12 protein-coding genes, 1 pseudogene and 1 other annotated feature are annotated in these 14,097 nt (G+C 59.6%); of the genes and pseudogenes, 8 read left to right on the top strand and 5 right to left on the bottom strand.

Translation table 11 applies throughout. The features are described from left to right. Positions 1–7 precede the first annotated feature (7 nt). Positions 8–904, bottom strand: coding sequence for an ATP phosphoribosyltransferase (gene hisG / locus ACB042_RS04485; RefSeq protein WP_127005645.1), 897 nt, complete (start codon positions 902–904; stop codon positions 8–10). A gap of 28 nt (positions 905–932) precedes the next feature. Next, positions 933–1,057 (bottom strand) — a sequence feature (His leader region). A gap of 187 nt (positions 1,058–1,244) precedes the next feature. On the opposite strand from hisG, the gene ACB042_RS04480 reads away from it, so the two are divergent. The 7 genes from ACB042_RS04480 (at position 1,245) to rnd (ending at position 8,886) form a co-directional block, all read left to right on the top strand. After that, positions 1,245–1,490, top strand: coding sequence for a hypothetical protein (locus ACB042_RS04480; protein WP_371177885.1), 246 nt, complete (start codon positions 1,245–1,247; stop codon positions 1,488–1,490). Positions 1,491–1,557: 67 nt separating this feature from the next. Further along, positions 1,558–3,477 carry an ATP-dependent DNA helicase gene (locus ACB042_RS04475; protein ID WP_219594274.1) on the top strand — a complete coding sequence of 640 codons (1,920 nt, stop codon included), beginning with the start codon at positions 1,558–1,560 and terminating at the stop codon, positions 3,475–3,477. Between the two features lie 90 nt (positions 3,478–3,567). Then, the gene (tsaB, locus tag ACB042_RS04470) at positions 3,568–4,269 is read left to right on the top strand and encodes a tRNA (adenosine(37)-N6)-threonylcarbamoyltransferase complex dimerization subunit type 1 TsaB (protein ID WP_219594273.1); all 702 of its coding nucleotides are present in this window, start codon (positions 3,568–3,570) and stop codon (positions 4,267–4,269) included. Positions 4,270–4,387: 118 nt separating this feature from the next. Further along, positions 4,388–4,903 carry a Slp family lipoprotein gene (locus tag ACB042_RS04465; RefSeq protein WP_323970237.1) on the top strand — a complete coding sequence of 172 codons (516 nt, stop codon included), beginning with the start codon at positions 4,388–4,390 and terminating at the stop codon, positions 4,901–4,903. Positions 4,904–4,911: 8 nt separating this feature from the next. Next, complete coding sequence (locus tag ACB042_RS04460; protein WP_323970202.1) at positions 4,912–5,790, top strand: alpha/beta hydrolase; 879 nt, start codon at positions 4,912–4,914, stop codon at positions 5,788–5,790. Between the two features lie 198 nt (positions 5,791–5,988). Continuing rightward, positions 5,989–7,665, top strand: coding sequence for a long-chain-fatty-acid--CoA ligase FadD (gene fadD / locus ACB042_RS04455; RefSeq protein ID WP_371178015.1), 1,677 nt, complete (start codon positions 5,989–5,991; stop codon positions 7,663–7,665). Positions 7,666–7,773: 108 nt separating this feature from the next. Next, on the top strand, positions 7,774–8,886 hold the full coding sequence (gene rnd, locus ACB042_RS04450; RefSeq protein WP_019446433.1) for a ribonuclease D: 1,113 nt from the start codon (positions 7,774–7,776) through the stop codon (positions 8,884–8,886). 189 nt (positions 8,887–9,075) lie between these two features. On the opposite strand, the gene ACB042_RS04445 is transcribed toward rnd, so the two are convergent. Genes ACB042_RS04445 through selD form a run of 3 tightly spaced genes read right to left on the bottom strand, consistent with a single transcriptional unit; the run spans position 9,076 to position 11,892 of the window. Further along, complete coding sequence (locus ACB042_RS04445; RefSeq protein WP_371177884.1) at positions 9,076–9,720, bottom strand: MBL fold metallo-hydrolase; 645 nt, start codon at positions 9,718–9,720, stop codon at positions 9,076–9,078. Between the two features lie 22 nt (positions 9,721–9,742). Continuing rightward, entirely contained in the window at positions 9,743–10,858 is a 1,116-nt protein-coding gene (mnmH, locus tag ACB042_RS04440; protein ID WP_371177883.1) for a tRNA 2-selenouridine(34) synthase MnmH, read from the bottom strand. Beyond that, complete coding sequence (gene selD, locus ACB042_RS04435; RefSeq protein WP_139408216.1) at positions 10,855–11,892, bottom strand: selenide, water dikinase SelD; 1,038 nt, start codon at positions 11,890–11,892, stop codon at positions 10,855–10,857. The genes mnmH and selD overlap by 4 nt, the downstream gene beginning before the upstream one ends. A 405-nt stretch (positions 11,893–12,297) precedes the next feature. Here selD and ACB042_RS04430 point away from each other — a divergent pair, with 405 nt between their 5' ends. Next, entirely contained in the window at positions 12,298–12,726 is a 429-nt protein-coding gene (locus ACB042_RS04430; protein WP_371177882.1) for a GNAT family N-acetyltransferase, read from the top strand. A 34-nt stretch (positions 12,727–12,760) separates the two neighbouring features. Here the strand turns inward: ACB042_RS04430 and ACB042_RS04425 are convergent. After that, a pseudogene (locus ACB042_RS04425) lies at positions 12,761–13,944 on the bottom strand (acyltransferase family protein). Positions 13,945–14,097 lie beyond the last annotated feature (153 nt).

The raw sequence follows: 14,097 nt of genomic DNA, 5'->3' as shown, positions 1-14,097 counted from the left end.
CCCTTCCTTATTCCATCATTTTTTCGATGGGCAGCACCAGAATGGAGCTGGCACCCAGAGCCTTGAGCTGCTCCATGGTCTCCCAGAACAGGGTCTCGCTGGAGACGACGTGCAGCGCCACCTGATTGGTGTCACCGGCCAGTTGCATGATGGTGGGGCGCTCGGCACCCGGTAGCAGATCGGTGATGGCATCGAGCTTGTCTTTGGGGGCGTGCAGCATGATGTACTTGCTCTCGCGGGCCTGCTGCATCCCCTGAATGCGGGGCAGCAGTTTGTCGATGAGCTTCTGCTTGGCATCGGACAAGGGGTTGGGGGCCTGTACCAGTACCGCCTTGGAGCGGTAGATCACCTCCACCTCTTTCAGACCGTTAGCCTCCAGGGTCGCGCCGGTGGAGACCAGATCGCAGATGGCATCGGCCAGACCCGCGCGGGGGGCCACTTCCACCGAGCCGCCCAGCATCACGCTCTTGAAGCCGAGCCCCTTTTCGTCAAAGAAGCGCTTGAGCAGCCCGGGGTAGGAGGTGGCGATGCGCTTGCCGGCCAGGCTCGCTGGCCCTGTGTAGGTCACATCTTCCGGCACCGCCAGCGAGAGGCGGCAGCCACCGAAGTCGAGCTGCTTGAGGGTTTTGACCTCGAATGGCAGGCCCTGTGAGGCGCGAATAAGCTGCACCTCTTCCAGCACGTTTTCGCCGATGATGCCAAGGTCGACCACCCCTTCCATCACCAGACCTGGGATGTCGTCATCACGCACCCGCAGGATATCGATGGGCATGTTCTCGACATGGGCGATAAGGCGCTGCTCGCGCAGGTTTATTTTCAGGCCACAGCTCTTGAACAGGGCTTGGGAGTCCTGGCTCAGACGACCGGACTTTTGCATGGCGATACGTAGACGTTGTGTTTCCATTGCTCGATTTCCTTCTAGTCAAAAACGAAAAAACCCTCGGAAGTGGGTGCTTCCGAGGGTTTATGAATCTTGCGGTCCTTTTGGAAGTCACCAGTTAAGTGTCCTCCAGCAGTCAACCTCCTGAAAGACTAGTCGGGATGATGATGGTGGTGATGAGTCTTCAGGGTGGTGAACTTCATGTAATCAATCCTTTACAAAATAAGATGTCGTAATTGACGCCTGATTTAAACTACCTGCCTTGACAGAAAATGCAACCCGAAATTGTGATTTGATCGATTAAAGTGGCGAAAACGGTTTTCTGGTCGATAACTAGACAATAACCCCTGCAGGAGTCGCCATCATGCCCAGCCAGGACCTGTTGTTCCCCATTTTGCCCCGGGCGCCTGCCGCGCCCGGCAGCGAAGAGATCAAGCGGGAAGTGAACCAGATCAGCAAGAAGCATCAGCTGCGCAAGACCAGCACTGACAACAGTGACTCCCAGCAGCGCCAGCAGGCGTATAGCACGCCCGCCAAGCGTGATCAGCCCAAGGCGGAGGGGGGTGATCACAAGCCGGATCCCGAGCATCAGATCGATCTGTTCGTCTAGGCAGATTATCTGTCCCGCTTTTGCCGCGCTTTTGGCATAATGGCCGCTTTTGCTGCGGGACGCCCTTTTGACCATCCAGACCCTGTTCAAGCCAGATGGCCCTCTGGCCAGCCATATCGACGGTTTCAAAGCCCGCGCTCCCCAACTGGAGATGGCCGAAGCGGTCGCGCGCGCCATCAAGAGTGGTGGCCGTCTGCTGGTTGAGGCAGGAACCGGTACCGGCAAGACCTACGCCTATCTGGTGCCTGCGCTGGAATCCGGCAAGCGGGTTGTGATCAGCACCGGCTCCAAGAACCTGCAGGAGCAGCTCTTCTATCGGGATCTCCCGACCATTACCGGCGCGCTCTCCTACACCCCGCCGGTGGCCCTGCTCAAGGGTCGCAGCAACTATCTCTGCATCGAGCGGATGAACCGGCTCTTGAGCGAATCCCATCTGCAAAAGCCTGAAATCCTGAACGATCTGGTGAAGGTCAAATCCTGGTCCACTGCTACCGATAACGGCGATGTGGGAGATATTCCGGGATTGCAGGAGAACGCCGAGATCCTCGCCCACGTCACCAGCACCAACGACAATTGTCTCGGTCGCGACTGCCCCTATTACGACGACTGCCATCTGGTGGTGGCTCGACGCCGCGCCATGGATGCCCAGGTGGTGGTGATCAACCATCACCTCTTCTTCGCCGATATGGCGGTGAAAGACACGGGATTTGGTGAGTTGGTGCCGGAGGCGCAAGTCTATGTGTTTGATGAAGCCCATCAGTTGCCGGAGATCGCTACCAACTACTTCGGCAAGTCGGTAGGCAGCCGAACAATTCAGGATCTGGCGCAGGATATCCAGCTGGCCTATCGGGCAGAGGCGCACGACATGGCCCAGCTCGGCAAGGCGGCGGACCGGCTCGCTATCGCCAGTCAGGATTTGCGTCTTGCCTTCGGAGTGGATGGCGGTCGCGGCAATACCCGCGACATGCTGCGCCAGCCGCTTTGGGGGCAGGCTTTGGCTCGTCTCAACGACGCCATCGGGCTTTGCTACGAAGTGCTCAAACTGGCTCTCGGCCGGGGTGAGCAGCTGGATCACGCCTTCGAGCGCATCAGTGAACTGCGCACCCGTCTTGGCGAGGTGCTGGCGGTTAACCAGACCGGTTTCTCCTACTGGTACGATTGCTCACGGCTTCATTTCACCCTCAATCTGACGCCGCTGTCGGTGGCCGAGCGATTCAGTGCCGAGGTGCAAAGACCGGAAGTGGCCTGGGTCTTCACCTCCGCCACCCTGACGGTGGATATGCGTTTTGATCACTTCAAGGCCGAGCTGGGGCTGGCGGATAGCGCCGAGCTTATTCTCGACAGCCCGTTCGACTATGGCGAGCAGGCGCGTCTCTGTGTGCCCCGTTATCTACCGGAGCCCAACGCCTTTGGCCGTGGAGAGCAGCTGGCCAATCTGATGATCCCCCTCATCAACAAGACGCCAGGGGGCTGTTTCTTCCTCTGCACCAGCCATCAGGTGATGCGTCAGGTAGCCGAGGTGCTGCGCCGGGAGATTGGCCGCACCGTCTTGCTGCAGGGGGAGGACAACAAGCAGCGGTTGCTCAAGGAGTTTGTCGAGAATGGCCGCGCCGTATTGGTGGCTACCAGCAGCTTCTGGGAGGGGATCGACGTGCGAGGGGCGGCGTTGTCGTGTGTTATCATCGACAAGCTGCCGTTTGCCAGCCCCGATGATCCGCTGCTCAAGGCGCGGGTGGATGATTGCAAGCTCAAGGGGGGTGATCCCTTCGCCGAGCTGCAGTTGCCCAAGGCGGTGATTGCCCTCAAGCAGGGGGTGGGGCGGCTTATTCGTGATCGCAGTGATCACGGGGTACTGGTGATCTGTGATCCACGCATGGTCAACAAGCCTTATGGCGCCACCTTTATCAAGAGTCTGCCCGCCATCCCTCGCACCCGGGAGTTGGGAACGTTGGGGAGTTTTTTCGATCGCACTGAACGCGGTGAATAAGTGTGCCGCCAGCTAACAGATTTGAACAACGGGTGAGCATATCTCGCTTGCCTGTTATGTAATTGACTGATTTTATAGAGATTGGAAAGCATGAACGAGTTGAAGATCCTGGCCGTTGATACCGCCACCGAAGCCTGCTCCGCCGCCTTGCTGGTGGGTGACAAGCTGTTCTCCCGCTGGGAGGAGGCGCCACGGGATCACACCCGAAAAATCCTGCCCATGGTTCAGGCTGTGTTAGAGGATGCCGGGATAAGTTTGAGTGACCTTGATGCCATCGCGTTTGGTCGCGGCCCGGGCTCCTTTACCGGCGTGCGGATCGGCATCAGTGTGGCGCAAGGTCTGGCGTTTGGTGCGGGTGTGCCTCTGATTGGCATCTCGACCCTGGCTGCCATGGCGCAAGGAGCCTATCGACTGGATGGCGCCCAGCAGGTGCTGACCGCCATCGATGCGCGGATGAACGAGGTCTATTTCGGCCGCTATGAGCTGATTGATGGCCGCATGCAGCTGGTGGGTGACGAGGTGGTGAGCGATCCCGTGGCGTTGGTTGACGCCGGTGGCAAGCTGGCGGGCCCTGTGACCTGCGTCGGCACCGGTTTTGAAACCTATGGCGAGACCCTGAGTGGTCTGGCCGATGAGCTGGCGGAGAGTCAGGTGCGTTTCCCGGCGGCAGAAGACATGTTGCCGCTGGCCCGCGCCGCCTGGCTGGCGGGGGAGGCGGTACCGGTTGAACAGGCGACGCCGGTCTATTTGCGTGACAAGGTGACCTGGAAAAAACTGCCGGGTCGCGAATAAGGGCAGGAGCGCTGACGTCATGTCGCTCTTGCCGCTCATCAGCTGCAACACAAGCGGATGGCCCGACGGGCCACGCTGGCAACAGGAGAGTGACATGATGCGTAATAGCAGAAGCGACATGATGAAACGCGGGATGGTGGTCGGGGCGCTGGCTCTGCTGCTCGGGGCCTGCAGCTCGGTCCCCAAAGAGCTGGCCTATGAGCCAGAAAACCAACTGGTGGCCTATCAGCCCGCCCTTGGCGGAATGGAGGGCAAACCGGCCCGCTGGAGCGGCGTTATCTCGGCGGTGCACAACAAGGCGGAGCAGAGCGTCATTGAAGTGGTCTACTTGCCGCTCAAGTCCAACGGTGTGCCGGAGCAGACCGAGGAGAGCCCGGGCCGTTTTCTGGCCATCATGAAGGGTTTTGTCGATCCGACCCTCTACGCCAAGGGGCGCAGCCTGACGGTGCTGGGCACCATAGGCAAACCGGTTGATAGCCAGATTGGCGAGCACAAGTACCGCTTTTCTGTGCTCAATGTGACGGGCAGCAAGCTGTGGCCGCCAGTCAAAGAGGTGGAGGTACGCTATATGGACCCCTACTTCTATGACCCCTTCTATGATCCCTTCTGGCCGAGACGGCCGCTGCGTCGCTAAGGCTTGCCATGATCAAGAGCATCAAAAGCACTCTGCACGAACGTCTGCTCACCTTGGCAGATGGTCGGCAGGTGGCCCTGCTTGAGAATCAACTCGCGGATCAGGCTCAGCAGGGCAAACCCCTGCTGATTGCGCTGCACGGCTGGCTCGACAACAGTGCCAGCTTCTTGCCGCTGGCGCCGCATCTGGGAGATTTTCACCTCATCTGTGTCGATCTGCCGGGGCACGGTCACTCCGATCACAAGACCACCCCTTATGTTTTTGTCGACTGGCTGGACGATCTCTACCAGATCGTGCAGGCGGCGGGCTGGTCACGCTTCACTCTGCTCGGTCACTCCCTCGGGGCGTTGATCGCCTCGACCTATGCCGGGGTGTTTCCCGAACAGGTGGAACGGCTGATCATGCTGGAGGGGCTGGGCCCGCTCAGTCAGCCCGATGAGGAGGTACCTGCCCAGCTGCGACGTGCGATTTTAAACCGCAGTCGCACCCGGGAGCGCAGTGCCAACGGCTTTGCCTCCATCGATGAAGCCGTGGCTGCTCGTTGCAAAGTGGCGGATATCACGCCGCAGTCGGCGCGTCTTATCTGTGAGCGGCAGCTTGAGATGAGGGCAGGGCGCTGGCACTGGCGCAGCGACCCCCGCTTGCGGGATCTTTCGCCCCTTAGAATGAGCGAAGGGCAGGCTCGTGCATTGATGGCGGCTATCCGTTGTCCTGTGCTGTTGATTCAGGGGGAGCAGGGCTTTGCTGCGCTTGAAGCCCAATGGCAGGCCCGTCAGGATGCCTTCCAGCAGATCGAGCGGGTCATATTGGGTGGAAACCACCATTTTCATATGGAAAATTCGGTTGATACGGCCGTTTGTATCGTAAAGTTTTGTCAAGTTCGGTAGAATCGCCAGCTTTCAATAATTCCAGGTTTGTTTTCTCCCTCACATTTTTCTGTTGTTAATTTGCTGTTAATTGATGTTGCGCTGTGTAAATATGGGCGGCATTAGAGCATCAGCTTAAAACAACCGATTAAAATGGATGTGAACCGGGACGGAGGCAACACAGTGAGCGCACAGGTGCTAGTTATGCAGGAGAAGTTTGTGGAAAAAGTCTGGCTGAAACGTTATCCGGAAGGGGTCCCCGCCGAGATCAATCCAGACCAATACAGCTCCCTGGTCGAGATGTTCGAATCCTCGGTGACCCAGTTTGCCGATCAGCCCGCCTTCGTCAACATGGGCCAAACCATCACCTACCGCCGACTGGAAGAGCAGTCCCGCGCCTTTGCTGCCTATCTGCAAAACGAGCTGAAGCTGGAGAAAGGGGATCGGGTTGCGGTGATGATGCCTAACCTGCTGCAATACCCCATCGCCGTGTTCGGCATCCTGCGCGCCGGCATGATCGTGGTCAACGTCAACCCGCTCTATACCCCGCGCGAGCTGGAGCATCAGCTCAAAGATTCCGGTGCCAAAGCCATCGTCATCGTCTCCAACTTTGCCCATACCCTGGAAAAGGTGGTCTACGACACCCCGATCAAGCACGTCATCCTGACCCGGATGGGGGACAATCTGGGGCTGGCCAAGGGCACCCTGGTCAACTTCGTGGTCAAGTACGTCAAGAAGCTGGTGCCGAAATACAATCTGCCCCACGCCACTACCATGCGTCAGTCCCTCTCCAAAGGGCGTTTTCTGCAGTACATCAAGCCGGAGATCACCAACGACGATCTCGCCTTCCTGCAGTACACCGGTGGGACCACCGGCCTCTCCAAAGGGGCCATGCTGACTCATCGCAACATGATTGCCAACGTCGAACAGTGCCTCGGCGTCTACGGCCCCATGCTGGAGCGTGGCAAGGAGTTCGTGGTCACTGCGCTGCCGCTCTACCACGTTTTTGCCCTGACCGTGAACTGCCTGCTGTTTATGCGTATCGGCGGTTACAACCTGCTGATCAGCAACCCGCGCGACATCCCGGGGTTTGTCAAAGAGATCAAGAAGTACCCGTTTACCTGCATTACCGGCGTGAACACCCTGTTCAATGCGCTGGTCAACAATGAAGAGTTTCAGGGGATCGCCTTTGACAAGCTCAAGCTGACCATCGGTGGTGGCATGGCGGTGCAGCGCGCGGTCGCGGAGAAGTGGAAGACGCTGACCGATACCCCGCTGCTGGAAGGCTATGGCCTAACCGAGTGCTCACCACTGGTGAGCGTCTGCCCCTACGATCTGACCGACTACAACGGTTCCATCGGTCTGCCGGTCTGCTCTACCGAGATCCGTCTGGTGGATGACAACGGTCAGGTGATCCACGCTCTCGGCACCCCCGGCGAAATGCAGGTGCGCGGCCCGCAGGTGATGGTGGGCTACTGGCAGCGCCCCGAGGCGACAGCCGAAGTGATGCAGGATGGCTGGCTCTGTACCGGTGATATCGCGGTGTGCGACGAGCAGGGCTTCTTCAAGATCGTTGACCGCAAGAAGGACATGATCCTGGTCTCCGGTTTCAACGTCTATCCGAACGAGATCGAAGATGTCGTTGCCCTGCACCCGAAAGTGCTGGAAGTGGCCGCCGTTGGCGTGCCGCACAAGGTCTCCGGCGAGTTGGTGAAGATCTTTGTGGTCAAGAAAGATGCAAAATTGCAGGAGGACGAGATTATTGCCCACTGTCGCAAACATCTGACTGCCTATAAGGTGCCGAAACTGGTAGAATTTCGTGACGAACTTCCCAAGACCAATGTGGGCAAGATCCTGCGCCGCGTACTGCGCGACGAGGAGATTGCCAAGCAATAACCGGACTGCGGCTGCAGAATCTTCTGCAAACCAGCACCGTCGTTATGCAAAACCGTGGGTCATCCCACGGTTTTTTCTTTTTGGCCCTGATCAACCGCGCAGGCACAGATGCACTATCAACTTATCACTCAGCAAGACGAACTTGAGCAGTATCTCGCTTCTCTGGCCGACGTTCCCCTGGCTATCGATACTGAATTCGTTCGCACCCGTACCTACTACCCCCAGCTTGGCCTGTTCCAGATCTATGACGGCGAGCATCTGGCGCTGCTGGATCCGCTGACGCTGGATCTCTCCGCCCTCTGGCAACGACTGGGCAGGGAAGGGCAGATCGCCATCCTGCACGCCTCTGGCGAAGATCTGGAGCTTATCCAGCATCAGGCGGGCCACCTGCCCAACCAGATGCACGATACCCAGCTGGCTACCGCCTTTCTCGGTTACGGGGTCTCGGTCGGCTTTGGTGCGCTGGTGAATGAATTCCTCGGGGTCGAGCTGGAAAAAGATCAGGCGCGCACCGACTGGCTGGCCCGCCCGCTTACACCGCGTCAGCTCGAATACGCGGCAGCGGATGTCTTCTACCTGATGCCGCTCTACGAGAAGGTGATGGCCAAACTGCGGGAAAGCGGCAAGTTTGCCTGGTTCGAGCAGGAGTGCCAAAACCACTCCGCCCGCAAGACCCAGGGTAGCGATCCACGTCAAGCCTATCTCGAAATCGTCAACGCCTGGCAACTGGGTCGCCGCGAGCTCGCCATTCTGCGCGAGCTGGCCGCCTGGCGCCAGCAAGAGGCGGTGCGCCGGGATCTGGCCCTCAATTTTGTGGTGAAAGAGCTGCACCTGTTCAAGGTGGCGGAGCGTCGTCCTGCCTCCCTGCGGGATCTCAACGAGCTCGGCCTCTCGCCCATCGAGATCAAGATCCACGGCAAGCGGATGCTCGATATCGTCGCCAAGGCGCAGCAGAGCGATCCTGACAGCTGGCCCGAGCCCATTCGTCGGCTGGTGGACTTCCCCCAGTACAAGGCCGAGCTCAAGCGCATCAAGGCCATGGTGGAAGAGAAGGCCAAGGCGAGCAATATTCCGCCCGAGCTGATTGCCAGCAAGAAGATCATTCACCAGTACTTCACCTGGAGCTGGCGGATGAACGACGAAGAGCGGGCCCGCAGCGACAAACCGATGCTGCTGCAAGGGTGGCGTCATGAGCTGGTCGGTCACCTGCTGGCACAATAAGCCACCAGACGGTTGCACCTATAAATCAATCCTCACCCCCGGGTGGGGATTTTTATTGGGCGAAAGAGACAAATGGGCATGCTGAAATGTGGAACGCAGGTGGGACATGGCTGGTCGGATGGCAGGAATCGAGAATGAAAAAGAGAGCAGAGAAGGAAAGGCAGCGGCTAACACCGCTGCTTTTTTTGATCACCAGATAGGCTGGGTCAGGTAGGGGTTGCTCACCTTCTCGCGACCGAAGGTGGAGCTGGGGCCGTGGCCCGGGATAAAGACGATCTCGTCACCCAGCGGCAGCAGGGTGTCGGTGATCGACTTGATCAGCGTGCCGTGATCGCCACGGGGGAAGTCGGTGCGGCCGATGCTGCCGGCAAACAACACGTCGCCAACCCAGGCGAGTTTTTCGGCCTGACTCAGCAGCACGATATGACCCGGGGTGTGGCCGGGGCAGAAGTAGACCTCCAGCTCGCACTGGCCAAGCTGCACCTTGTCACCCTGCTCCAGCCAGCGATCCGGCGTGAAGGCGGGGGTATGGGCGAAGCCGAACATCTGGCTCTGCTGGGGCAGCATGTCGAGCCAGAAGGCGTCCTCCTTGTGGGGGCCGGTAATGGCGACGCCGGTCTTTTCCCGCAGAGCGGCGGCGGCACCCACATGATCCAGATGACCGTGGGTCAGCAGGATGTGAGTCAGGGTCAGGCCGCGCTTGGCGATGGCGGCCAGCAGTTTTTCCGCTTCGCCGCCCGGATCGATCAGGGCCGCCTGATGGGTCTCGTCACACCAGATGAGGGAGCAGTTCTGGGCGAACTGGGTGACCGGGATCACCTCGAATTTCAACATAGAGTTCCTCTCTTGGGATGGGTCAGCCGCGCAGCGAGCTGGCATGCTGCTCGGCGAAATAGTCGAGACAGGCCTGTTTGTCACCGCGGAATACGATGCGCTCCTGCTTGTTGCCAAGCTGGTAGAGATACATGGGGTCGTAGTAGCGGGTCAGCAGCAACGTGATCCAGGCCAGATGCTGCGCGGTATCGCCGCTCTTTTCCTGCTCGGTGAGAGCGGTCTGCATCAGGGCATCCAGCTCACGATGGGCCTGATCGCCGAGGCGGCGCTTGAGACGGGCCAACGCATCGGTGAGGTAGGCGGCAAACAGCGGCCACCCGGCTTCCTGGCCATACATGGCTTGATAGCGCAGCCAGAGATCGTGCACGTAATCTTCGCGGATCTGCTCGGCCCGATCGATTTGCGGAACATCTACCACCACCAGCGGTGCCTGACTCATGGCCTCATGGAGGGAGAGGGGCAGGCAGCAGCGGCCGATCAGGCGACTCTCATCTTCGACCACGAAGGCATGCTCGCCCTGATGGCGGCGCTTGAGCAGTTCGATGGCCATGTTGTTTTCAAAGTTGATGTTGCTGGGCTGGCCGCCGGGCAGCTGACCAAACGACGAGCCCCTGTGATGGGCGTGTCCTTCCAGATCGAGCGCCTGGGCCACATGGTCCAGCATATGGGTCTTGCCGGAGCCGGTCATGCCGGTCAGCACAGTCCAGCGGCACTCTGCAGAGGCCTTGTCCTGGGTGTCGATCAGGAAGCGGCGCAGCTCCTTGTAGCCACCGGCGACGCGGGGGCGAGTCACCCCGGCATCAGCCAGCCACTGTTGTACGGTTTGCGAGCGTAGGCCGCCGCGAAAGCAGTAGAGCAGGGCATCGGGCTGCTGGCGCAACTGCGCCAGCCAGCCTTCGAGTCGTTCGGCACGCACTGCTCCCCCCACCAGCTTGTGTCCAAGCTCAATGGCGGCGGCCTGACCCTGCTTCTTGAAGCAGGTCCCCACCTGGGCGCGCTCATCGTCTGTCATCAAGGGCAGGTTGGTCGAGCAAGGGAAGGCCCCCTCCTTGAACTCGATGGGGGCGCGCACATCAATCAACGGCACATCGCCTAAAAAAATCTGGGCGTAGTCCGTGGCCAGTGGCAATTCACTCATTGGACAATCTCGATAAAGCGGGAGCCCTCAAGGGGCTTGATCTGACCGATGGGCGAGAGTTCTAGGCCAGCTTCTTGCGCGATGGCGAGCAGCTCGGCTTCGCTCTCTTTACCCACGGCGACCAGCAGGCCGCCGCTGGTTTGCGGGTCGCACATGATGTTGCGGGTGCGATCGTCCATGGCATCCAGCTTGTGGCCGTAGGAGTCGTGGTTGCGCAGGGTACCGCCCGGAACGCAGCCCTCACTCAGGTAGTAATCCACCTCATCCAGCAGCGGCAGCGCCTTGAAGTCGAGGCGGGCACTGACATTGGATCCTTCACACATCTCCAGCAGATGGCCAGCCAGACCAAAACCGGTGACGTCGGTCATGGCGTGCACACCCGGCAGCTCGGCAAAGCGCTGGCCAATCTTGTTGAGGGTGCACATGGCGTTGGGGGCCAGCTGCTCGTGTTCAGGTTTGAGCTTGCCCTTCTTCTGGGCGGTGGTGAGGATACCGATACCAAGGGGCTTGGTCAGATAGAGGGTGTCACCCACCTTGGCGGTATCGTTCTGCTTGATGGCGTCAAGGGGCACGATACCGGTCACCGCGAGGCCGAAGATGGGCTCGGGGGCATCGATACTGTGGCCACCGGCCAGCGAAATCCCCGCTTCATGGCACACCTGACGGCCGCCGTCGATCACCTGCTGGGCCACTTCGGCGGGCAGGGTATTGATGGGCCAGCCGAGGATGGCGATGGCGACGATGGGCTTGCCGCCCATGGCATAGATATCGCTGATGGCGTTAGTGGCGGCGATGCGGCCAAAGGTGAAGGGGTCATCGACGATGGGCATGAAGAAGTCGGTGGTGGAGACAATGCCCTGACCGTTGCCGATATCGACCACGGCCGCGTCATCTTTGCTGCTGTTGCCAACGATCAGGGTCGGGTCGTTGAAGCCCGGGATCTGGCTCTTGAGGATGGTGTCGAGTACCTTGGGAGAGATTTTGCAGCCGCAGCCAGCGCCGTGGCTGTATTGGGTCAGACGAATGGAAGACATACTTACCCCTTTTATTTGCAAACAGAGCAGAGGCTCTGTGGAGCCGTCTTGGTCAATGGGCGGCCTTGTAGAGAGAATGACAAGAAGCCGCAAATATGGGTGGCCTCGGTGCCAACAGGGGCAGCGATGACTGGCAGTTATGAAAGACCGCCAGGCCGGACGGGGAAGAAAAGGGCGACAAGGTGCGCCAGCGCAGCCCCGCCAAGGGCCACAGGACGGGGCATTATGCCACATTTGCCCCTTGGGGTTCGAACAGGAATTCACATAAACAGCAGGGAATTGCCCGCACTTGCCTGTCATCGGTCTGGATCCGGCGCTGGCTGATTGATTGCAGTACAGATGCAGCAAAAAGAACGCCAAAGAGACCAAAAGCATGCAACCGCCGATCTACAACAGGAGAGCTTAGTGACCACCACATTTTTGGTTAACCACCCCATCACCACGACGCAGTTTGCGGCGTTGTTGGCGCAGACCTCGTTGGGGGCGAGACGGCCGCTGGAGCATCCTGCTACCCTGCAGGGCATGCTGGATCACGCCAATTTGTTGATCACCGCCTGGCAGGGCGAGACCCTGGTCGGTGTGGCCCGCTCGGTGACCGATTTTCATTTTTGTTGTTACCTCTCGGATCTGGCGGTAGCCGAGTCAGTGCAAGGGCAGGGGATTGGCAAAGCCCTTATTCGCGAGACGTTTTTGCAATTGCAGCCGGGCTGCAAGCTGATCCTGCTGGCCGCGCCGCAGGCGGTGGCGTACTACCCCAAGCTTGGATTTAGCCAGCACCCGAGTGCCTGGGTGATGAGCAATCTGGATGAACTGGTACTGGATGAGTTGGCATAAAACCGTCAACTCATCCAGACAGGGCGAGATTAGCTTATCCGGCTTGCTCCAGCGCCGGTTGCCGTGACTTGCCCCAGCGGCGCAGGCGCCGTTGCAGTGGCCGCTCCAGCAGGTTGTAGCTCAGCGACGAGAGCCCGATCAGCACCGCCAGCATCAGCAAGGTGGCCACCACCCCCAGCAGCGGGTTGGTCTGGCCATACCACCACTCGGTGAGCCCCGGCGCCAGATAGTGGATGAGCTCGCAGCCAGTGAGCAGTACCAGCGCATGGAGCAGGTAGATGGAGTAGGAGAGATCCCCCAGCCAGTTGGTGAAGGGGTTATCCAGAAGGTGCAGCAGCGGGCTTTGACGCTCCCCTTGGGCGGCACAAATCCAGATCAGCAGCACGTAGGAGCTGATCAGCAGCAGTGTCAGTGGTGGCGTCATGGTGAACTGCATCAGCGCGAAGGGCAGCACAAAGGCGACCGCAGCGGCAGATCATGCTTCATCATGGGCGAGCCTTTCGCGGCCTTCACCCTCGGCAGCAGCCAGAGGCCGAGCACAAATTCACTCACCCCGCGTCCCACTGCAAGCGCGCCGCTGGTGACATCCAGGGTGCCGCGACTGTGCACGATAAAGGCCAGCACCGTCAGCGCCAGTAGGGGGGCGAGATGGCTCCAGCGACTGCGGGTCACCGCCAGCGGGATCAGCAGCGGGAACAGCAGGTAGCTTATCCACTCTACGCTCAGGGACCAGGCGGCGAAGTTCCAGGTCAACCCGTGATCGGTTACCACCTGCAGCAGCAGTAAGGCGCTGGGCAGCGCTTCGGCTGGCGTGAAGGGGGAACCGAAAGGCGGCATCCCTTCCCACTCCCACATCTTGAACAAGGGGCCGGCATAGAAGCCTACTCCGTGCTGCGCCTTGTAAAGTTCCCAGCCGACCAGCAACAGCAGGGTTACCAGGTAGAGGGGGTAGACGCGGGTCAGCCGCAGCCAGAGAAAGCGGCCATAGCCCACGGTGCGGGGCGTGCGGGTGAAGGCCTCGCCATAGACATGGGCCAGCACCACGCCGCTCAAAATAAAGAACAGGTCGACCCAGAGGTAGCCATTCTCGATGAGTTGGGTGTGGCTTGCGATCGACTCCATCCACTGGGGAAAGAGCAACAAGCGGGCATGGAACAGCACCACCATCAGGGCAGCGATGCCCCGCAGCGGCGTTAACAGCGGCAATGATTGATTCATAACGGGATCCCTTGTGATGTTCAGCTTGGCCTGACATCGATTTTTGTTGTTGTACCGTCCATCAATCCTGATAGGACGGTTGCCCCGGCTTGGCTGCCGCAGGCGGGATCACACTACGGAAAAGAGAGTCATACGGATGTGATTTAAATCATA

Source organism: Aeromonas sp. S13(2024) (genome assembly GCF_041402405.1).
Lineage (GTDB): Bacteria > Pseudomonadota > Gammaproteobacteria > Enterobacterales > Aeromonadaceae > Aeromonas > Aeromonas veronii.
Note: the sequence above shows the minus strand (reverse complement) of the source record. Positions and strands in the feature narration are given on the sequence as shown.

Excerpts from the sequence above, each read along its gene's own strand:
- hisG (WP_127005645.1), bottom strand. The coding sequence starts at position 904 with ATGGAAACACAACGTCTACGTATCGCCATGCAAAAGTCCGGTCGTCTG.
- ACB042_RS04480 (WP_371177885.1), top strand. The coding sequence starts at position 1,245 with ATGCCCAGCCAGGACCTGTTGTTCCCCATTTTGCCCCGGGCGCCTGCC.
- tsaB (WP_219594273.1), top strand. The coding sequence starts at position 3,568 with ATGAACGAGTTGAAGATCCTGGCCGTTGATACCGCCACCGAAGCCTGC.
- ACB042_RS04465 (WP_323970237.1), top strand. The coding sequence starts at position 4,388 with ATGATGAAACGCGGGATGGTGGTCGGGGCGCTGGCTCTGCTGCTCGGG.
- ACB042_RS04460 (WP_323970202.1), top strand. The coding sequence starts at position 4,912 with ATGATCAAGAGCATCAAAAGCACTCTGCACGAACGTCTGCTCACCTTG.
- rnd (WP_019446433.1), top strand. The coding sequence starts at position 7,774 with ATGCACTATCAACTTATCACTCAGCAAGACGAACTTGAGCAGTATCTC.
- ACB042_RS04445 (WP_371177884.1), bottom strand. The coding sequence starts at position 9,720 with ATGTTGAAATTCGAGGTGATCCCGGTCACCCAGTTCGCCCAGAACTGC.
- mnmH (WP_371177883.1), bottom strand. The coding sequence starts at position 10,858 with ATGAGTGAATTGCCACTGGCCACGGACTACGCCCAGATTTTTTTAGGC.
- selD (WP_139408216.1), bottom strand. The coding sequence starts at position 11,892 with ATGTCTTCCATTCGTCTGACCCAATACAGCCACGGCGCTGGCTGCGGC.